This window comes from Agrococcus sp. SL85 (assembly GCF_026625845.1).
Classification (GTDB): domain Bacteria; phylum Actinomycetota; class Actinomycetes; order Actinomycetales; family Microbacteriaceae; genus Agrococcus.
In genome coordinates this window covers 1,213,678-1,231,226 of sequence record NZ_CP113066.1, presented here as the reverse complement: position 1 = coordinate 1,231,226, position 17,549 = coordinate 1,213,678, and the positions used below count along the sequence as shown (strand labels likewise).

Below are 17,549 nucleotides of genomic sequence, written 5' to 3'. Positions count from 1 at the left end.
CGGACGGGGGCCGAGGATGGGCGCCGGTCAGCGGCGCGCAGCGGCGAAGGCGCGGATGGCGTCGCGCACGAACGCCGCGCCCTCCGCTCCCCCGTAGCTCGCGGCGAAGCGCTCGTCGGCGACGTACATGTCGCCGAGCCCCTCGAAGGCGTCGAGGTCCGGCTCCGGCGTCTGCCAGCCGGCGCCGACCCAGCGGTGGTGGCGGGCGACGAGCGCCTGCACGCGCGCCGAGCCCGGCGCCTCCCCCGCCTCGCGCGCCTCGGCGTAGCCCGCAGCGATGTCGCGATGCTCCTGCTGGAAGGCCTGCCGGTCGTCGGCCGCGAGGCCGCCCCACCAGTCCTGCCCGCTCCGCCAGGCGTCGGCGCCCCAGCGCTCGGTGACCTCCCGCTCGTGCTGCCCGTGCTCGAACCCGTCGAGCGCCTCCTCCGCCGTCATGGCGGCTCCTCCCTGTCGTGCCCGCAGCGTCTGCTCGACGGCGCGGATCTGCCTGCGGATGCGGTCGGCCTCGCGCCCGAGGTCGACGAGGTGCGCCGCGAGCGCCTCCTCGTCGGAGGCGCGCTCGAGGCTGTCGGCGATCGCCGGGATGCCGACCCCCAGCCCGCGCAGCAGCAGGATGCGCTGCAGCCGCGCGAGCGAGGCCTCGTCGTACCAGCGCATGCCGCCCGCGTCGACGCGGGACGGCGGCAGGATGCCGACCGCCCCGTAGTGCCGCAGGGTGCGGCTCGAGACGCCGGCGAGCTTGGCGATGCGCTGGATGGACCACTCCATGCGCTCGACGCTAGAGGTTGACGCTGCGGCAACCGCAAGCCGAGATCCGTGGGCCGCCGATAGCCTGCGGGCATGCCGCTCGTCGCCTCCGCGCTCGCCGTGCTCGTCGGCGGGATGCTCGGCACCGCCGCGCGGGCCGCGCTCGACGCCGCGATCGCCGACTGGTGGTCGCTGCTGCTCATCAACGTCTCGGGCTCGCTGCTGCTCGGCGCCTCGACCGCAGCGCTCGCCGCCGCCCCCGCGTGGCTGCGGCACGGGGTGGGCGCGGGCGTGCTCGGCGGGTTCACGACCTTCAGCGCCGTCGCGATCGCGAGCGTCGCCGCCGGCGCCTCGAGCGGCGGCGTCGCGATGCTCGTGCCGGCGCTGCCGGGCATCGCGATCGCGCTCGGCCAGCTCGCCGCCTGCCTGGCCGCGGCCTGGGCCGGCCTGACGCTCGGGCGCCGCATCGCCCGGGCCCGTGCGGGAGTCGCGCCATGAGCGCGCTCGAGCCTGCTCGCGATCGCGGCCGCGGGCGGCCTCGGCGCCCTCGTCCGGTTCCTCGCGGGCGCCGCATCGCGCGGGCGCCCGGTGCGCGCCACGATCGCCGTCAACCTCGTCGCGAGCCTCGTCGCCGGGCTCGCGACCGCCGCGCTCGTCGCCGATCCGGCCCTCCGCGCGATCCTCGTGACGGGCTTCTGCGGCGGACTCTCGACCTACTCGGCCTTCGCGGTGCAGTCCGTCGAGCAGCTCGAGCGGCGGCGCGCGGGCCATGCGGCGGCCACCCTCGCCCTCACGGTCGTCGGCGGCGCGATCGCCGCCGGCCTCGGGCTGCTGCTCGGCGCCCTGCTCGTGCCCGCCGCCGCCGCGTAGGGCGCCCGGCCGCGCCCGCGGGGCGCCGCGCGCGCCCCTCCGGAGGCGCACCGGCGGGCGGGCGCGATGCTACGATGCAGGTTGGACTTGCTACGGGAGTCCTCCGCCGACGAGCAGGCGGGAAGTCCGATCCGTTCCGCGAGGGGGTCCAGCATGGGTCGTGGTCGCCAGAAGGCCAAGCACACGAAGCTGGCGCGTGAGCTGAAGTCGTTCAGCCCGAACGTCAACTACTCCGTGCTCCAGCAGGAGCTGGGCGGCACCTCGGAGGAGGACTCCGAGCTCGTCGACAAGTGGGCCGACTACGCCGACTACGAGCCCGACCAGGACGACGACAGCGACGACTACGCTGACGATCGACAGGAAGGGCGCAGCGCCTGATCGCGCGGACGCCCGAGCATCGCTGAGCCACCACCCCGGCTCGGCCGCACGAGGCGAAGGAGCCGATCCGTGACGTCGCGGTCCACCACCAACACGCCCATCCCGGCGTCGGCCATCACGAACGGCCAGGCGCAGGAGCCGACCGTGGTCGGCGAGCACGCCACCGCCACCGCGCCGGTCTTCGAGTCGCTCTCGGTGCTCGACCTCTTCAAGGTCGGGATCGGGCCGTCCTCGTCGCACACCGTGGGGCCCATGCGCGCCGCGCTCGACTTCGTCGACCAGGCGCGGGCCGCGGGCGTCCTCGACCGCATCGCGCGCCTGCGCGTCGACCTGCTCGGCTCGCTCGGCGCCACCGGCTCCGGCCACGGCACCGACACCGCCGTCATGCTCGGCCTCTCGGGCCTCGCGCCCGACACCGTCGAGACCCCGCAGATCGCGGCGACCCTCGCCGAGATCCGCGCGACCGGCGCGCTCCGGCTCGGCGGCGACCGCGTGGTGCCCTTCGACGAGGTGAAGGCCTTCGTCTTCCGCCCGCTCACCGTGCGCGCCGAGCACCCGAACGCGCTCCGCCTCACCGCGTACGACGCCGACGACGAGACGCTCGTCACCGCGGGCTACTACTCGATCGGCGGCGGCTTCGTCATGCGGCACGACGAGGGCGACGTGCTCTCGCCCGTGCCGGCGCCCGCCCCGCAGCTGCACGAGGTGCCGCACCCCTTCACGACGGGCGACGAGCTCGTGGCGCTCTGCGCCCGCACGGGCCGCTCGGTCTCCGACCTCATGCTTGAGAACGAGACCGCCTGGCGCAGCCGCGAGGAGACCATCGCGCAGCTCGAGCGCATCTGGGCCGTCATGCAGGAGTGCGTCGCCCACGGCATCGAGACCGACGGCGTGCTGCCCGGCGGGCTCGACGTGCAGCGCCGCTCGAAGGCCTGGCACGACAAGCTGCTCGCCCGCGACGCTGCCCCCAAGCAGGGCCGCCCCGACCTCCTCGAGGGCATGGAGTGGGTCAACCTCTACGCGCTCGCCGTCAACGAGGAGAACGCCGCGGGCGCCCGCGTCGTCACGGCGCCCACGAACGGCGCAGCGGGCATCATCCCCGCCGTCATGCACTACGCCGACCGCTTCGCCGACTGCACCGAGGACGAGGTGCCCTGGGCCGTGCGCTTCCTGCTCGTGGCCGGCGCGGTCGGCATCATCATCAAGTCGAACGCCTCGATCTCGGGCGCCGAGGTCGGTTGCCAGGGCGAGGTCGGCTCGGCGTGCGCGATGGCGGCGGCGGGCTTCGCCGCCGTGCTCGGCGCGACGCCCGCGCAGATCGAGAACGCCGCCGAGATCGGCATCGAGCACAACCTCGGCCTCACGTGCGACCCCATCAAGGGCCTCGTGCAGATCCCCTGCATCGAGCGCAACGCGATGGCCTCGGTGAAGGCGATCAACGCCGCGCGCATGGCGCGGCAGGGCGACGGCACGCACTACGTCTCGCTCGACACCGCCGTCGAGACGATGCGCCGCACGGGCGCCGACATGAGCGACAAGTACAAGGAGACCGCGCTCGGCGGCCTCGCCGTCACCTACGTCGAGTGCTGAGCGGCGCCGCCCGCACAGCGACGAGCGCCCGCCCCCTGCAGGGGACGGGCGCTCGCTCGTGGTGCGGACTCAGGGCGAGTAGGACGTGGAGTACGAGGCCGCGAGGGCCGCGAGCACGACGAGCGGCACCACCGCGAACCAGAAGACGAAGCCCCAGATGAGGCCGAGGATCGAGAGCACGAGGCCCCAGATCGCCATCACCTTGGCGGCGGGCTCCTTGGCGATGCCGATGCCCGAGAGCACGGCGCCCGCGATCGCGTTGAGGAACAGGGGGATGACGATGCTCGAGATGCCGAGGATGAGGCCCCACAGCGAGAGCTTCTTCGAGGTCGAGGCAGGGGCGCCGTAGCCGTAGGACGGCGTCGACGACGCCGGCTGGTAGCCGGCGGGCTGGTAGCCGCCCTGGGCGGGCTGCTCCGGAGGCGTGTAGGTCATGGGGTCTCCGCGGATGCGTCGGGGTCGCGGCGCTCGCCGCACGCGGCGATCCTATGCACCGAGCATGGGCGTCCGCCGGGAGCCGCGCGGCGCGTCAGGAGCCCATCGAGAAGGTCAGCGCCGCGAGGAAGCCGACGAGCGGGAGCACGTAGACCAGCAGCACCAGCAGCACGCCGATCGCCGAGGTCACGAGCCCGGCGATCGCGAGGCCGCGGCCCGCGGGCTCGCGACGCACGGCGAGGAAGCCGAAGACGAGCCCGATGAGCGGCACGACCACGATCATCCACGCGAACGTCACCGAGCACAGGCCCAGCACGAGCGCCGTGATCGAGAGGCTGCGGCTGGGCGGCGGCGCGAGCACCACCGTGGGGGCGCGGTAGACGGGCACGCCGTACGACGTGGCGCTCGACTGCTGCGCCGCGGCGGGGTGGATGAGCGGCGCGTCGCTCGCGGGCGCCCCGGACCACGGCGACTGCCACCCGGGCGGTGGCGCGTACGAGGGGCGAGCCCCGTCGCCCTGGGGCGTCGACCCCTGCTGCCGGTACCGGTCGTCGGACTGCATCCCGCGAACTCCTCCTCGCTCGGGAACGGTGCGTGGTGGACTCGAGCCGGGCGCAACGCTACGCCCGGAGGTTCCGAGCCCCCTGGGTGCGACCGTCGCTCCTGCTGAGCGCGGCCGCCGATGCCCGCCGCGTCAGCGGAACGAGCCGGCGAGGCGCACGGCCCCGCCGTCGACGCCCTTGGCGCCGCGGATCCAGCCGCCCTCGACGAGCGAGGCCTCGGCCGGCGCCTCCTGCACCGTGCCGACGGGGAAGGCGGGGATGCCCGCGCGCTCGCTCGCGGCGACGACGGCGGCGGCGTCCGCGGCGTCGACGACGACGAGCATGCCGAGGCCGAGGTTCCAGGTGCCCTCCGCCTGCTCGAGGCCGAAGCCGCCGAGCCCTGCGAGCGCGCGGAAGACCTCCGGCACCGACCAGGCCGCGCGGTCGACCTCGACCGCGAGGTGCCGGGGCAGCACGCGCGCGAGGTTCGCGGCGATGCCGCCGCCCGTGACGTGCGAGATCGAGCGGATGCCGTGGGCGGCCTCGAGCATGCCCAGCAGCGGCAGCGTGTAGAGCCGGGTGGGCTCGAGCAGCGCCTCGGCCGCGACGCCGCCGAGCTCGTCGACGCGGTCGGTGAGGCCGATGCCGCGCTCCGCGAGCACGTGCCGCACGAGCGAGAAGCCGTTGGAGTGGAGGCCCGAGGACGCCATGGCGACGACGACGTCGCCCGCGACGACGCGCTCGGCGCCCAGCACCGCATCCGCCTCGACGACGCCGACCGCGGCGCCCGCGATGTCGTAGTCGTCGGGCTCCATGACGCCCGGGTGCTCGGCGGTCTCGCCGCCGACGAGGGCGGTGCCGGTGGCCTCGCAGGCCTCGGCGACGCCGCGGACGATGTCGGCGATCCGCTCGGGGACGACGCGGCCGACGGCGATGTAGTCGGTCATGAAGAGCGGCTTCGCGCCCACGACGACGATGTCGTCGACGACCATGCCCACGAGGTCCTGGCCGATCGTGTCGTGCTTGTCGATCGCCTGCGCGAGCGCGAGCTTCGTGCCCACGCCGTCGGTGCTCGTGGCGAGCAGGGGCTTGCGGTAGCTGCCCACCGCCGAGAGGTCGAAGAGGCCGGCGAAGCCGCCCACGCCGCCGAGGACGCCGGGGCCGTGGGTGCGGGAGACGGCGGCCTTCATGAGCTCGACCGCGCGGTCGCCCGCCTCGGTGTCGACGCCCGCGGACGCGTACGGATCGGTCATGGCCTCCAATCTACCGAGCGCCGCGCGCCCGACCGCGCCCCCGCCCCTGCGATCTCAACGTCTGCACGCGCATCCCGACCCCGGATCCGGGCCCGAGGTGCGCGCGGAGACGTTGGGAAGGCTGCGTGCCAGGATGGTCGCGGCACACCCACCACCCCACCCCAGTCGACGGAGACCGCCACCATGCGAGCACTCGTGACCCGAGGCGAGCCGGGACTCCGGCTCGTCGACATCCCGGAGCCCACCACGCCGCCCGGCCACGTGAAGGTGCGCGTGCTGCGCGCCGGCATCTGCGGCACCGACCTGCACATCGACGCGTGGGATGCGTGGGCGCAGTCGGCGGTGACGCCGGGCCTCACGGTGGGGCACGAGTTCTGCGGCGAGATCGTCGAGGTGGGCGAGGGCGTCACCGACTATCGCGTGGGGCAGCTCATGAGCGGCGAGGGCCACGTGGTCTGCGGGCACTGCCGCAACTGCCGCGCGGGCCGGCGGCACCTGTGCATCCGCACCTCGAACCTCGGCGTGCAGCGCGACGGCGCCTTCGCCGAGCTCGTGGTGCTCCCGGCGGCGAACGTCTGGATGCACCCGGGCGTCACGCTCGAGACGGCGACGCCTGCGCAGCTCGACGTCTTCGGCATCTACGACCCGTTCGGCAACGCGGTGCACACGGCGCTGAAGTTCCCGGTGATCGGCGAGGACGTGCTCGTCACGGGCGCGGGCCCGATCGGCCTCATGGCCGCGATGGTCGCCCGGCACGCGGGCGCCCGCCACATCGTCGTCACCGACATCGCGCCCGCGCGCCTCGCCCTCGCCGAGCGGCTGGGCTTCCGCGCCGTCGACACGAGCGCCACCGACCTCCGCGCCGTGCAGCGCGACCTCGGCATGACCGAGGGCTTCGACGTGGCGCTCGAGATGTCGGGCGCCCCGAGCGCGCTCGTCGGCATCATCGAGAACCTCAACTTCGGCGGGCGCATCGCCATGCTGGGCCTGCCCTCCCGCCCCATCGAGGTCGACTTCGGCAAGGTCGTCTCGCACATGCTGACGATCCAGGGCATCTACGGCCGCGAGATGTACGAGACCTGGTACGCCATGTCGTCGATGGCCCAGACGGGCCTCGACGTCTCCCCCGTCATCACCGACCGCTTCGCGTTCGCCGACTGGGAGGCCGCCTTCGCGCGCGCCCGCTCGGGCGCCGCCGGCAAGGTCATCCTCGACTTCACGGAAGGAAGCTGATGTTCTCCGCACGCGCATCCATCGCCGACGAGCTCGCCGAGATCGAGGCCGCCGGCCTCATGAAGCGCGAGCGCGCCATCAGCTCGCCGCAGGCCGCGACCGTCGTCGCGAGCGGCCGAGAGGTGCTGAACTTCTGCGCCAACAACTACCTGGGCCTCGCCGACGACGAGCGGGTCGTGGATGCGGCGAAGGCCGCGCTCGACGAGTGGGGCTTCGGCATGGCCTCGGTGCGGTTCATCTGCGGCACGCAGACGCAGCACCTCGAGCTCGAGGAGCGGCTCGCGCGCTTCCTCGGCCAGGAGGCGTCGATCCTCTACTCGTCGTGCTTCGACGCGAACGGCGGCCTGTTCGAGACGATCCTCGGCCCCGACGACGCCGTGATCTCGGACGCCCTGAACCACGCCTCGATCATCGACGGCATCCGGCTGTGCAAGGCGAAGCGCTACCGCTACGCCAACCGCGACATGGCCGAGCTCGAGGCGCACCTCCAGGACGCGCAGGGCGCCCGCCGCCGCCTCATCGTCACCGACGGCGTCTTCTCGATGGACGGCTACCTCGCGCCGCTCGAGGCGATCTGCGACCTCGCGGACCGCTACGACGCGATGGTGATGGTCGACGACTCGCACGCCGTCGGCTTCACGGGCGAGACGGGCGCCGGCACCCCGGAGCTCGCGGGCGTGCAGGACCGCGTCGACATCATCTCGGGCACGCTCGGCAAGGCCCTCGGCGGCGCCTCCGGCGGCTACATCGCCGCCCGCGGCGAGATCGTCGACCTGCTGCGCCAGCGCTCGCGCCCCTACCTCTTCTCCAACGCGCTCGCCCCCTCGGTGGTGGCGGGCTCGCTCGCGGCCCTCGACCTCGTCGAGGGTGCCGGCGAGCTGCGCGAGCGGCTGCGGCGCAACACGCGCCGCTTCCGCGCCGGGATGGAGGAGGCGGGCTTCGAGCTGCTGCCGGGCGAGCACCCCATCACCGCCGTCATGTTCCACGACGCGCGGCTCGCGGCCGACGTCGCGGACGCGATGCTCGAGGAGGGCGTGTACGTGACCGCCTTCTCGTTCCCCGTGGTGCCGCGCGGCGAAGCGCGCATCCGCGTGCAGCTCTCGGCCGCGCACTCGGACGACGACGTCGACCGCGCGGTCGCGGCGTTCGCGGCCGCACGCGGTCGCGTCTCGGCGTAGCGCCGCCGCGACCGGGTGCCGCGCCGGCGAGCTCGGCCTGCGCGGCGCTCAGCCGCGCGGGTCGAGCACGGCCTGCGCGGCCTCGCGGTCGGCGGGCGCGCCGGTCGTGAGCGCATAGAGGCCGTAGCCGATGGGCGAGGCCTCCCAGAGGCGCTGCGCCTGCCGTGCGAGGCCCGGATGCGCGTCGCCGCCCGCCTCGCCATACGCCTCGATCGCCGCCGCGAGCGCCGCCTCGCCGCCCGCGCCGAACTGCGCCGCGAGGTCGCGGGCGGGATCGTCGACGCGGGCGGTGGTCCAGTCGAGCACGCCGGTGAAGGCGCCATCGTCGGCGAGCAGCACGTGCGCGGGGTAGATCTCGCCGTGCGTCATCACGGTGCGCACGGGCCAGCACGCGTCGTCGTCGAGCCACGCCCGCCATGCGTCGACGAGCGCGGGCGCGACCGCGAAGCCGTCCTCGACGCGGGAGACGTAGTCGCGCCAAGCCGCGCGCACCTCCTCGGCGGTGCGCACCTCGACACCGGCGCCGGCCGCCGCGTCGACGTCGATCGCGTGCAGCCGCGCGAGCAGGCGCCCGAGCCGCGCCGCGTAGTCGGGGCTCTGCGGATCCATGTGCCAGACCGGCTCGCCGGCGGGCGAGAGCGTGAGGCCGGGCGCGCCGGGCAGCGCGGGGTAGGCGACGAGATCGCGCTCGCGGATGCGCCAGTCGGGCACCGCGACGCCCGCGTCCGCGAGCGCAGGGCCGACGAGGTCGAGGATGCGCGCCTCGGCCGGGATGCCGTCGGCGACGTCGTCGCGCCGCGGCAGCCGCAGGACCCACCGGCGGCCCTCGGCGTCGTCGGCCATCACCACCCGGTAGTCGAGGCCCGCCTCCGAGCGCGTCGCGCCATGGGCGGCGAGCTCGAGGCCGTGGGAGCGGGCGAGGTCGAGGGCGTCGTCGATCGCGGTCATGCCCCCACCGTGCCAGCCGCCGCTGGGGCGGAGCCCCACGCCCGTGCACGCGCCCGGCGCTAGGCTGGAGCCCTCCCCCCTCGGCAGAAGGAGCTCGCCTGTGTGCGGCATCGTCGGCATCGTCTCCGACTCGGGCGTCAACCAGCAGGTGTACGACGCCCTGGCCCTCCTCCAGCACCGCGGGCAGGACTCCACCGGCATCGCCACGGCCCAGGGCCGCTCGATCCACATGCGGAAGGCCAAGGGCCAGGTGCGCGAGGCGTTCCGCACCCGCGACATGCGCGCCCTGCTCGGCGACCTCGGCCTCGGCCACGTGCGCTACGCGACGCGCGGCGAGGCCGAGAACGAGCTCGAGGCGCAGCCGTTCTACGTGAACGCGCCCTACGGCATCGTCCTCGTGCACAACGGCAACCTCACGAACACGCGCGAGCTCGAGCGCGAGCTCGCGACCGTCGACCACCGCCACGTGAACACCGGCTCCGACACCGAGATGCTCGTGAACGTGCTCGGTTCCGAGCTGCAGTCGCTCGTGAACGGCTCGGGCCTCGACGCCGACCACCTGTTCCAGGCGGTGCGCCGCGTGCACGAGCGCGTCGAGGGCTCCTACGGCGTCATCGCGCTCATCGCCGGCCACGGCCTGCTCGCGTTCCGCGACCCCTTCGGCATCCGCCCGCTCGTGCTGGGCTCGCGCCTGAGCGACAGCGGCCGCACCGAGTGGATGGTCGCCTCCGAGTCGGTGGCGCTCACGGGCTCGGGCTACGCGATCGAGCGCGACGTCGCGCCCGGCGAGGCGATCTTCATCACGCCCGACGGCGAGCTCGCTGCGGCGCAGACGCACGACAGCCCCGTGCTGCTGCCCTGCTCGTTCGAGTACGTCTACCTCGCGCGCCCCGACTCCGTGATGAACGGCATCAACGTCTACGAGTCGCGCCTGCGCATGGGCGAGCGGCTCGCCGACACCATCCAGCAGTTCACGCCCTCGGGCTCGATCGACGTCGTCATGCCGATCCCCGACTCCTCGCGCCCCGCCGCGATGGAGGTCGCGCGCCGCCTCGGCATCGAGTACCGCGAGGGCTTCTACAAGAACCGCTACGTGGGCCGCACGTTCATCATGCCGGGCCAGCAGCAGCGCAAGCGCTCGGTGCGGCAGAAGCTCAACGCGCTCGAGAGCGAGTTCCGCGGCAAGAACGTGCTCGTCGTCGACGACTCGATCGTGCGCGGCACCACGAGCCGCGAGATCGTCGAGATGATGCGCTCGGTCGGCACGAACAGCGTCACGTTCACCTCGGCCGCACCGCCCGTGCGCTACCCGCACGTCTACGGCATCAACATGCCCTCGCGCGCCGAGCTCATCGCCTCGGGCCGCACGATCCCGCAGGTGAACGACGCGCTCGGCAGCGACTTCCTCGTCTACCAGGAGGTCGACGACCTCCAGCGCGCCATCCTCGACGGCACCGACATCCAGGGCCTCGACCTCTCGTGCTTCACCGGCGAGTACGTGACGGGCTCGGTGACGCCGGAGTACCTCGAGTGGGTGGAGCGCTCGCAGCTCTCCTGAGCCGCCCGCCGCTCAGGCGGCGACGCGCTCGCGGACGCCCGGCGCCCACGCGCCGAGCCCCGCGACGAGGCAGGCGATCGCCGCGCCGAGCACGACATCGGCGACCGGCACGCTCGTGAGCAGCAGCGCGGCGACGCCCGCGCCGCCCGCCGCCGCGAGCGCGAGCACCGCGAGCTGCCGCGGCGCCGGGCTCGCCCCGCCGCGGCGCGCCAGGCTCGGCGAGGGCCACCGCCGCGGCGGCGCCGAGGCCCAGCACGGCCGCGGCGACGAGGTCGAGCGTGCCCGGCCGCGCCACGGGGGCGGCGAGCGCGGCGGCGCCCGCGAGGGTCGCGAGCGCAGGCGCACCCGCGCCGCGGGGCAGCCGCACCGCGACGCGCGCGAGCGGCGGCCCGAGCAGGGCGCCGATCGCGAGCGCGAGGGCCGTGGGTCCCGCCGGCTGCGGCTCGACCCCGCCGAGCGCCGAGAGCGCGGGGCGGAGCGCGACGATCGCCGCGGCGCCGCCTGCCGCGAGCAGCAGCAGCGGCCAGGCGCCGCCGAGCGCGGCGACCGGTGCGGCCTCGGCGCGTCGCGGCGCTGCGGCGCGGCCTGCGACGAGCAGCGCGAGCGCACCCAGGTGCAGCGCGACGACCGCGGCGAGCGGCAGGATCGCGCCGACGCCGAGCGCCGCTGCGGCGGCCGCGAGCGCGGACCCTCCCGCGAGCGCCGCGAGGGTGGGCGCGAGGCGCAGCGCAGGCGCGAGCGATGGGTCGTCGTCGGCGGCCGCGCGCGCGGCGCGCGCCTGGAGGCCCGCGGCGCCGGCCGCGACGCCGAGCGCGCCCAGCCGCTCGGCGTCGGCGGCGAGCAGCGCGCCCGCCCCGAGCGCGACCTCGATCGACAGTGTCACGAGCAGCGCGATCGCCGCGTGGCGCGCGGGCGCGGCGCGCACCGGCAGCGCGAGGCCGAGCGCCGCCACGAGCGCCGTGACGGCGCCAGCGAGCGCGAGCGACGCGGGCGGCACGGCCTGCTGGGCGGCGACGCCTGCCGCGATGCCCCAGCCGATCCAGGCGAGCGCGTGCGCGACGACCATCCGGGCGCGCGGGCTCGCCACGGGCTCAGCCCTCGCGCGGGCGGTCGGGGTCCGCCTGCTCCCGATCGTCGGCCGGGCTCGGCTCGACGCGCTCGAACGAGCCCTCGACCTGCGCCGCGGGCTCCTCGACCGCCTCGGCCTCCACGACCTCCTCGACGACGACGTGCTCGGCCACGAGCGTGCGCGAGCGCTTCGCGAGCGAGCGGTCGACGAGCACCGCCACGACGCCGCCGATGCCCGCGCCCACCACGAAGCCGACGACGACCGAGAGGCCGATCACGGGGTTCGTGTCGACGGGCTGCCCCGCCTCGTCGACGCCCGGCCCCATCGCCGCGGCGAGCAGCCATGCGGCCACGGCACCGAGCAGCGCGCCGATCGCCATGAAGACGCCGTACTTGGGCGTGCGGCGCACCCGCACCTCGACCTCGTGGGCGTCGCCGGGCGCGCGGCCCTCGGCGCGGTCGTCGTCACGGGAGTCAGCCATGCCTCCATGATCCCATCCCCGCGGTGCCGGTCGGGCCCCGGGAGAGATCTGGCTAGGGTCGAGGCGGGGCATCGGCCCCGCAGCCCCGACACGCACGATGGAGTGGACCATGTCGACCAGCCCTGTCCGGACCCCGCCCTCGGGCGCGCCGCTCGCGCGGGCGATGCGCCCCGTCAACTCGCTCGTGGAGCGGTGGATCCCCTCGGCGCTCGTCTTCGGCATCGTGCTGACCTTCGTGGTGGCGATCCTCGCGCTCGTCATCACGCCCACGGATCCCGTCGACCTCGTGCAGGGCTGGGGCGACGGCCTCTCGGGCCTGCTGGCGTTCATGACGCAGATGGCGCTCATCCTGCTGCTCGGCCACATGCTCGCGAACACGCGGCCCGTGCGCCGCCTGCTCACGCGGCTCTCCGCACTGCCGCAGACGCCGCTGCAGGCCTACCTCTTCGTCTTCGTGATCGCCGCCGTGGCCTCGCTCATCACCTGGGGCCTCGGCCTCGTGGTCGGCGGCCTGCTGGCCAAGGAGGTCGCCGCATCCGGCCGCGAGCGCGGGGTGCGCCTGCACTTCCCGATGCTCGTCGCAGCCGGCTTCTCGGGCTTCGTCGTGTGGCACATGGGCTACTCGGGCTCCGGGCCGCTCACGGCCGCGACGCCCGACTCCTTCATCGCCGAGCAGCTGGGCGCGACGCTGCCCGTCACCGAGACCACCTTCTCGAGCTGGAACATGATCGCCGCCGTCGCCACGGTGCTCGCGGTCGCGGGCGCCCTCGCGCTCGTCGCGCCGCGCGGCGCCGACCGCGTGGTCGAGCTGCAGGTCGACGCGCGCGACGGCGAGGCCGTCGAGGAGCAGGTCGTCACCCCCGCCGACCGCATCGACGCCAGCCGGATCCCGACGCTGCTCGTGGGCGTCGCGCTCGTCGCCTACCTCGTGATCCACTTCGTGCGCGGCGGCACCATCACGCTCGACATCGTGAACTGGACGTTCCTCGCGCTCATCCTGCTGCTCGTGCGGAGCCCCTTCGAGATCATCCGGCTCACGAAGGAGGCCGCGTCGAACGTGGGCGAGATCCTGCTGCAGTTCCCGCTCTACGCCGGCATCCTCGGCATGATGACGGCCTCAGGGCTCATCCAGGTCTTCTCGGACGCCCTCGTCGCGGTCGCGACGCCGCAGACCTTCGGCGTGCTCGCGCTGCTCGCGGCGGGCATCGTGAACTTCTTCGTGCCCTCCGGCGGCGGGCAGTTCGCGGTGCAGGCGCCGATCATGCTCGACGCCGCGGAGCGCCTGGGCGTCGACCCGGCGATCCCGATCATGGCCGTCGCCTACGGCGACCAGTGGACGAACATGATCCAGCCGTTCTGGGCCCTGCCGCTCCTCGCGATCGCCGGGCTGAAGATGCGCGACATCCTCGGCTACACGACGGTCACGCTCATCGCCTCGGGCCTCGTGTTCGCGACGACGCTGCTGCTCGTCTCGCTGTAGCGAGCCCCGCGCAGCGAGCGGCCGCGCCGCGCTCCTCGGCCTGCGGATCGGCAGCTGGCCGAGGAGGCCGCGCCCGCAGGGCGCAGCCGTCGCGAGACCGCCCGACGGCCTCAGCGGCGGTGCTGGAGCAGCGAGTTCAGCGTCAGCGAGGTGCGGGCCAGCGAGCCCGTCGTGAGCGACGAGCTCGTGAGCGACGAGCCGCGGCGCCGCATCCGCTCGGCGTCGGCGACGTCGAGCCTGCCGACGAGCGCCGCCACCTCCGCGTCGATCGCGCTCGGGTCGACGGCGGAGGCTGCGCGCTCGGCGAGGCGCTGCGCCTCGGCGGCCGCCCGCTGCGCCTGCTGGCGCGCGTCGCCGCCGCCGCGCGCCTGGCGCGCACGCTCGTCGACCTGCCTGCGCAGCTGCTCGATGCGCGCGAGCCGATCGCTGCCCGGCGCCTGCTGCGGCTGCCGCTGCTGCGGGGCGGGCGCCGGCTGGCGGGGCTGCGCGGGCTGCTGCGGCGGCTGCCACTGCTGCTGGCCCGGCATCGCCTGCTGCGGGCGCTGCTGCCGCGCAGCCTCGGCCTCGCGCGCGACGGCCTCGATGCGGTCGCGCCACGACTGCGGGGCGGACGCGCCGCCCGCGTCGCTGATGCCCTGGCTCGCGCGCCGCATCTGCGCCTGCGTGTCCGCGTAGCGTCGCTCCGCCTCGTCGCGCACCCCCTGCACGCCGGAGCGCGCCTGGTCGTAGGCGCGCCGGCTCGCGCCGCGCAGCGAGCGGCGGAGCGAGCCCCACGCGCCGCGCACCATGAGGAAGCCCACGAACGTGGCGCCCACCGCGAGGCCGAGCGGCACGAGCGCCGTCTCGAGGGCGCCCTCGACGCCCAGCGCGAACGACGACTGCGCGATCCACCCGATCCACTGGAACGCCGCGGGCACGGCGTTGAGCAGCACGATCGCGCCGACCACGAGCAGCACGATGGGTCCGATGATGCCCTGCGGGCGCACGACCTGGGCCATGCTCCCAGCATCGCAGGCGGTGCTGGGAGCATGGCCCGAGGCGCGGACGCGCCGCTCGGGCGAGCCCGGCTCAGGCGAGCGCGGGCTCCGGCTCCTCGGCCGGTCCCGGCAGCACCTCGCGCAGGAGGTCGTCGAGCGTCACGACGCCCACGAGCCGGTCGCCGGACACGACGGTCGCCAGCTGCACGCGGTCGCGCCGCATGCGGGAGAGTGCGTCGTGCACCGAGGCCTCCGGGGTCACCCGGAAGGGCTCGCGCGCGAGGTTGCCCACCGGGGTGGCGTCGTCCACCGGGAGCGTGTCGCGCACGTGCACGACGCGCGCCGAGGCGTCGGAGCCGACGAGGACCCGGAGGTGGCCCGTGCGCGCCGAGGCGGCACGCACGTCCGCGGCGGTCGCCGCGAGGCCCACGGAGGTCGGTGCCGCATCCGTGCGCACGATGTCCGCGACCGTGAGGCTCACGAGATCGATCGCCTTCTGGATCGGGGCCGAGTACTGCGTCTCGAGCACGCCCGCCGCGCGCGAGTGCGCGACGAGCTCGCGGATCGTGTCGACGTCCTGGCCGCCCGCGGCGGCCTTGTCGACCGGCTCGACGCCGGACGCCTGCACGAGCCGGTTCGCGATGCGATTGATCCACAGCAGGAACGGCCGCAGCGGCCAGGTCATGGCGCGCGCCAGGATGCCGGTCGCCTTCGCGGCCGCCTCCGGATGCGCGATGGCCCACGACTTCGGCGCCATCTCGCCCACCACGAGGTGGAGGAAGGTGACGACGATGAGCGCGAGGACGAACGCGACGACGTCGGCGAGCACCGCGGGCCAGCCCCACGCCTCGAGCACGGGCGAGAGCGCGTAGTCGATCGCGGGCTTCGTGATGGCGCCGAGCAGGAAGGTGCACACCGTGATGCCCAGCTGGGCGAACGCGAGCATGACCGTGAGCTCGTTGACGCCGCGGAGCGCGGCCCTCGCGGAGGCGCTGCGGGGCGCCTCCTCCTCGAGCCGGTGGCGGCGGGCGGCGAGCAGCGCGAACTCGACGATGACGAAGAATGCGCTCGCGACGATGAGCAGCGTCGTGATCAGCGCGACCATCCAGGGGCTCATCGGGCCACCTCCTCGTCGACGGCCGGGGCGTCGGGCGCATCGCCCTCCGCCTCGGCGTTGCGGTCGAGCTCGAGCAGGCGCAGCGCGACCTGCGAGGGCACGTGCCGCTCGACCTCCGTGACCTCGATCTCGAGCCAGCGGTCGATCTCGATGCCCTCCACCGCCTCGCCTGCGCGCTCGGGCAGGTCGACGCGCACGACCTCGCCCGCTGCGGGCAGGTCGCCGTGGTGGAGGATCGCGACGCCCGCGATGGTCTCCTCGTCGCCCTCGGGCAGGTCGTGGCCGATGAGGCGCTCGACCTCGTCGACGTGCACGTCGCCGGGCAGCACCCAGCGATGGTCGCCGTCGATCACGACGTCGACCTCATCGGTGTCGTGCTCGTCGGCCAGCTCGCCCACGACCTCCTCCGTGAGGTCCTCGATCGTGAGGATGCCGTCGAAGGAGCCGTGCTCGTCGACGACGCACACGAGCTCGTTGCGCGTGCGCTGCATGCGGTCGAGCGCCGCGGGCAGCAGCATCGTCGCCGGCAGCACGACCGCGTCGCGCATGACGGCGGAGACGGGCTCGTCGTCGGCCGCGCCGGAGCGCAGCACGTCGACCAGCTCGACGACGCCGACGGGCGAGTCGTGGTCGTCGACGACGGGATAGCGGGTGTGCGCGACCGCCATGAGCGCCCGCACCTCGCCGATCGTCGTCTCCGGAGCCACCGAGTCGACGCGCGAGCGCGGCACCATCGCGTGCTCGACGTCGCGCTGGGGGAAGTCGAGGATGCGGTCGATCATCATCGACAGCTCGGCAGGCAGGTGCCCGCTCGCCCGCGACTCCTCGACGATCGCCTCGAGGTCACGGGCGTTCGCGCTCGCGTCGACGTCCTCGAGCGGCTCGATGCGCAGCAGGCGCAGGAGCGCGTTCGCGGCGATGTCGAAGACCGCGATGAGCCAGCCGAAGGCCAGCAGGTAGATGCGGGTGGGGATCGCGAGCCAGCGCGCGAGCGGCTCCGGGTTCGCGATCGCGTAGTTCTTCGGGTACAGCTCGCCGAAGATCATCGTGACGACGGTGGCGAGCACGAGCGCGCCGGTCGTGCCGATGAGCACGCTCACGGCGGGGTCGATGCCGACGCCGCCGAGGAGCGTGCCGAGCGAGACGCCGATGAGCGGCTCCGCGACGTAGCCGATGAGCAGGCCCGTCACGGTGATGCCGAGCTGGGCGCCCGAGAGCATGAACGACGTGCGCTTCGTGATGGCCTGCACGCGCTTGGCCTGCAGGTCGCCCGCGGCGGCCTTCGCGGCGATGCGCGAGCGGTCGACCGACATGTAGGCGAACTCCTGGGCCACGAAGAAGCCGCAGGCGGCGATGATCGCCAGGGTGAGGAGCACGCCGAGGAGGAGCGTGAGCGTCGCCTCGAGCATCAGCGCTCACCCCCTCGGGCGGCGCGGGGCGTCAGGCCGGGACTTCGGCCCTCCGAGTCGGGGGCGGGACTTCGTCCCTCCGAATCGGCAGACGGACTTCGGCCCTCCGAGTCGGGGGCGGGGCTTCGATGGCTCACGGTTCTCTCTCGTGGGTCAGGGATGCGGGATCGCGCGGCGGATCGCGGCGCGGCAGCCGACAGGATATCGGCGGAGCCTATGCGCCCGCCAGGGATGGTCCGAGGCCTCGCGCGGGTCCCGACCCCGCCGGTCGGCGTGGCCCTCCC

General features: G+C 74.6%; 18 protein-coding genes. 8 read left to right on the top strand and 10 right to left on the bottom strand.

Annotated elements, in window-relative coordinates:
* Window positions 1–27 precede the first annotated feature (27 nt).
* Window positions 28–768 (bottom strand): MerR family transcriptional regulator, encoded by a 741-nt coding sequence (locus OVA14_RS06030; RefSeq protein WP_267505347.1) that lies wholly within the window; start codon window positions 766–768, stop codon window positions 28–30.
* Between the two features lie 72 nt (window positions 769–840).
* Here OVA14_RS06030 and OVA14_RS06025 point away from each other — a divergent pair, with 72 nt between their 5' ends.
* The 4 genes from OVA14_RS06025 (at window position 841) to OVA14_RS06010 (ending at window position 3,585) form a co-directional block, all read left to right on the top strand.
* Window positions 841–1,245 carry a CrcB family protein gene (locus OVA14_RS06025; RefSeq protein WP_267505346.1) on the top strand — a complete coding sequence of 135 codons (405 nt, stop codon included), beginning with the start codon at window positions 841–843 and terminating at the stop codon, window positions 1,243–1,245.
* Between the two features lie 12 nt (window positions 1,246–1,257).
* Window positions 1,258–1,617 (top strand): fluoride efflux transporter FluC, encoded by a 360-nt coding sequence (locus OVA14_RS06020; protein WP_324288059.1) that lies wholly within the window; start codon window positions 1,258–1,260, stop codon window positions 1,615–1,617.
* 153 nt (window positions 1,618–1,770) lie between these two features.
* A complete protein-coding gene (locus OVA14_RS06015; protein WP_267505345.1) occupies window positions 1,771–1,995 on the top strand; it encodes a DUF3073 domain-containing protein in 225 nt (74 codons plus the stop codon).
* Between the two features lie 144 nt (window positions 1,996–2,139).
* Window positions 2,140–3,585 carry an L-serine ammonia-lyase gene (locus tag OVA14_RS06010; protein ID WP_267505507.1) on the top strand — a complete coding sequence of 482 codons (1,446 nt, stop codon included), beginning with the start codon at window positions 2,140–2,142 and terminating at the stop codon, window positions 3,583–3,585.
* A gap of 69 nt (window positions 3,586–3,654) precedes the next feature.
* On the opposite strand, the gene OVA14_RS06005 is transcribed toward OVA14_RS06010, so the two are convergent.
* The 3 genes from OVA14_RS06005 to purM all read right to left on the bottom strand — a co-directional run bounded on the left by OVA14_RS06005 (window position 3,655) and on the right by purM (window position 5,815).
* Window positions 3,655–4,020, bottom strand: a complete 366-nt coding sequence (locus OVA14_RS06005; RefSeq protein WP_267505344.1) for a hypothetical protein — start codon at window positions 4,018–4,020, stop codon at window positions 3,655–3,657.
* 94 nt (window positions 4,021–4,114) lie between these two features.
* Window positions 4,115–4,582: a DUF4190 domain-containing protein gene (locus tag OVA14_RS06000; protein WP_267505343.1), complete on the bottom strand. Its 468-nt coding sequence runs from the start codon at window positions 4,580–4,582 to the stop codon at window positions 4,115–4,117.
* A gap of 132 nt (window positions 4,583–4,714) precedes the next feature.
* Window positions 4,715–5,815 (bottom strand): phosphoribosylformylglycinamidine cyclo-ligase, encoded by a 1,101-nt coding sequence (gene purM / locus OVA14_RS05995; RefSeq protein WP_267505342.1) that lies wholly within the window; start codon window positions 5,813–5,815, stop codon window positions 4,715–4,717.
* Between the two features lie 183 nt (window positions 5,816–5,998).
* Here purM and tdh point away from each other — a divergent pair, with 183 nt between their 5' ends.
* Both tdh and OVA14_RS05985 read left to right on the top strand, forming a co-directional pair.
* A complete protein-coding gene (gene tdh, locus OVA14_RS05990) occupies window positions 5,999–7,048 on the top strand; it encodes an L-threonine 3-dehydrogenase (RefSeq protein WP_267505341.1) in 1,050 nt (349 codons plus the stop codon).
* Window positions 7,048–8,226: a glycine C-acetyltransferase gene (locus OVA14_RS05985; protein ID WP_267505340.1), complete on the top strand. Its 1,179-nt coding sequence runs from the start codon at window positions 7,048–7,050 to the stop codon at window positions 8,224–8,226. The genes tdh and OVA14_RS05985 overlap by 1 nt, the downstream gene beginning before the upstream one ends.
* A 48-nt stretch (window positions 8,227–8,274) precedes the next feature.
* Here the strand turns inward: OVA14_RS05985 and OVA14_RS05980 are convergent, their stop codons facing one another.
* Window positions 8,275–9,174, bottom strand: a complete 900-nt coding sequence (locus OVA14_RS05980; protein ID WP_267505339.1) for a macrolide 2'-phosphotransferase — start codon at window positions 9,172–9,174, stop codon at window positions 8,275–8,277.
* A gap of 100 nt (window positions 9,175–9,274) precedes the next feature.
* Between OVA14_RS05980 and purF the strand changes: the two genes are divergently transcribed.
* The gene (gene purF, locus OVA14_RS05975; protein WP_267505338.1) at window positions 9,275–10,732 is read left to right on the top strand and encodes an amidophosphoribosyltransferase; all 1,458 of its coding nucleotides are present in this window, start codon (window positions 9,275–9,277) and stop codon (window positions 10,730–10,732) included.
* Here the strand turns inward: purF and OVA14_RS05970 are convergent.
* Window positions 10,659–11,819 (bottom strand): hypothetical protein, encoded by a 1,161-nt coding sequence (locus tag OVA14_RS05970; RefSeq protein ID WP_267505337.1) that lies wholly within the window; start codon window positions 11,817–11,819, stop codon window positions 10,659–10,661. The genes purF and OVA14_RS05970 overlap by 74 nt on opposite strands.
* Before the next feature lie 4 nt (window positions 11,820–11,823).
* A complete protein-coding gene (locus tag OVA14_RS05965) occupies window positions 11,824–12,282 on the bottom strand; it encodes a hypothetical protein (protein ID WP_267505336.1) in 459 nt (152 codons plus the stop codon).
* A gap of 109 nt (window positions 12,283–12,391) precedes the next feature.
* Between OVA14_RS05965 and OVA14_RS05960 the strand changes: the two genes are divergently transcribed.
* Window positions 12,392–13,762, top strand: coding sequence for a short-chain fatty acid transporter (locus tag OVA14_RS05960; RefSeq protein ID WP_267505335.1), 1,371 nt, complete (start codon window positions 12,392–12,394; stop codon window positions 13,760–13,762).
* A gap of 110 nt (window positions 13,763–13,872) precedes the next feature.
* Here the strand turns inward: OVA14_RS05960 and OVA14_RS05955 are convergent, their stop codons facing one another.
* The 3 genes from OVA14_RS05955 to OVA14_RS05945 form a co-directional block, all read right to left on the bottom strand.
* A complete protein-coding gene (locus OVA14_RS05955) occupies window positions 13,873–14,760 on the bottom strand; it encodes a hypothetical protein (RefSeq protein WP_267505334.1) in 888 nt (295 codons plus the stop codon).
* Window positions 14,761–14,830: 70 nt separating this feature from the next.
* Complete coding sequence (locus tag OVA14_RS05950) at window positions 14,831–15,856, bottom strand: CNNM domain-containing protein (RefSeq protein WP_267505333.1); 1,026 nt, start codon at window positions 15,854–15,856, stop codon at window positions 14,831–14,833.
* Window positions 15,853–17,265, bottom strand: a complete 1,413-nt coding sequence (locus OVA14_RS05945; RefSeq protein WP_267505332.1) for a hemolysin family protein — start codon at window positions 17,263–17,265, stop codon at window positions 15,853–15,855. Before OVA14_RS05945 ends, OVA14_RS05950 begins: the two co-directional genes overlap by 4 nt.
* Window positions 17,266–17,549 lie beyond the last annotated feature (284 nt).

Bases quoted from the DNA above. Each gene is read 5' to 3' on its own strand.
- OVA14_RS06030 (WP_267505347.1), bottom strand. From the start codon at position 768: ATGGAGTGGTCCATCCAGCGCATCGCCAAGCTCGCCGGCGTCTCGAGC.
- OVA14_RS06025 (WP_267505346.1), top strand. From the start codon at position 841: ATGCCGCTCGTCGCCTCCGCGCTCGCCGTGCTCGTCGGCGGGATGCTC.
- OVA14_RS06015 (WP_267505345.1), top strand. From the start codon at position 1,771: ATGGGTCGTGGTCGCCAGAAGGCCAAGCACACGAAGCTGGCGCGTGAG.
- OVA14_RS06005 (WP_267505344.1), bottom strand. From the start codon at position 4,020: ATGACCTACACGCCTCCGGAGCAGCCCGCCCAGGGCGGCTACCAGCCC.
- OVA14_RS06000 (WP_267505343.1), bottom strand. From the start codon at position 4,582: ATGCAGTCCGACGACCGGTACCGGCAGCAGGGGTCGACGCCCCAGGGC.
- purM (WP_267505342.1), bottom strand. From the start codon at position 5,815: ATGACCGATCCGTACGCGTCCGCGGGCGTCGACACCGAGGCGGGCGAC.
- tdh (WP_267505341.1), top strand. From the start codon at position 5,999: ATGCGAGCACTCGTGACCCGAGGCGAGCCGGGACTCCGGCTCGTCGAC.
- OVA14_RS05985 (WP_267505340.1), top strand. From the start codon at position 7,048: ATGTTCTCCGCACGCGCATCCATCGCCGACGAGCTCGCCGAGATCGAG.
- OVA14_RS05980 (WP_267505339.1), bottom strand. From the start codon at position 9,174: ATGACCGCGATCGACGACGCCCTCGACCTCGCCCGCTCCCACGGCCTC.
- OVA14_RS05965 (WP_267505336.1), bottom strand. From the start codon at position 12,282: ATGGCTGACTCCCGTGACGACGACCGCGCCGAGGGCCGCGCGCCCGGC.
- OVA14_RS05960 (WP_267505335.1), top strand. From the start codon at position 12,392: ATGTCGACCAGCCCTGTCCGGACCCCGCCCTCGGGCGCGCCGCTCGCG.
- OVA14_RS05955 (WP_267505334.1), bottom strand. From the start codon at position 14,760: ATGGCCCAGGTCGTGCGCCCGCAGGGCATCATCGGACCCATCGTGCTG.
- OVA14_RS05950 (WP_267505333.1), bottom strand. From the start codon at position 15,856: ATGAGCCCCTGGATGGTCGCGCTGATCACGACGCTGCTCATCGTCGCG.
- OVA14_RS05945 (WP_267505332.1), bottom strand. From the start codon at position 17,265: ATGCTCGAGGCGACGCTCACGCTCCTCCTCGGCGTGCTCCTCACCCTG.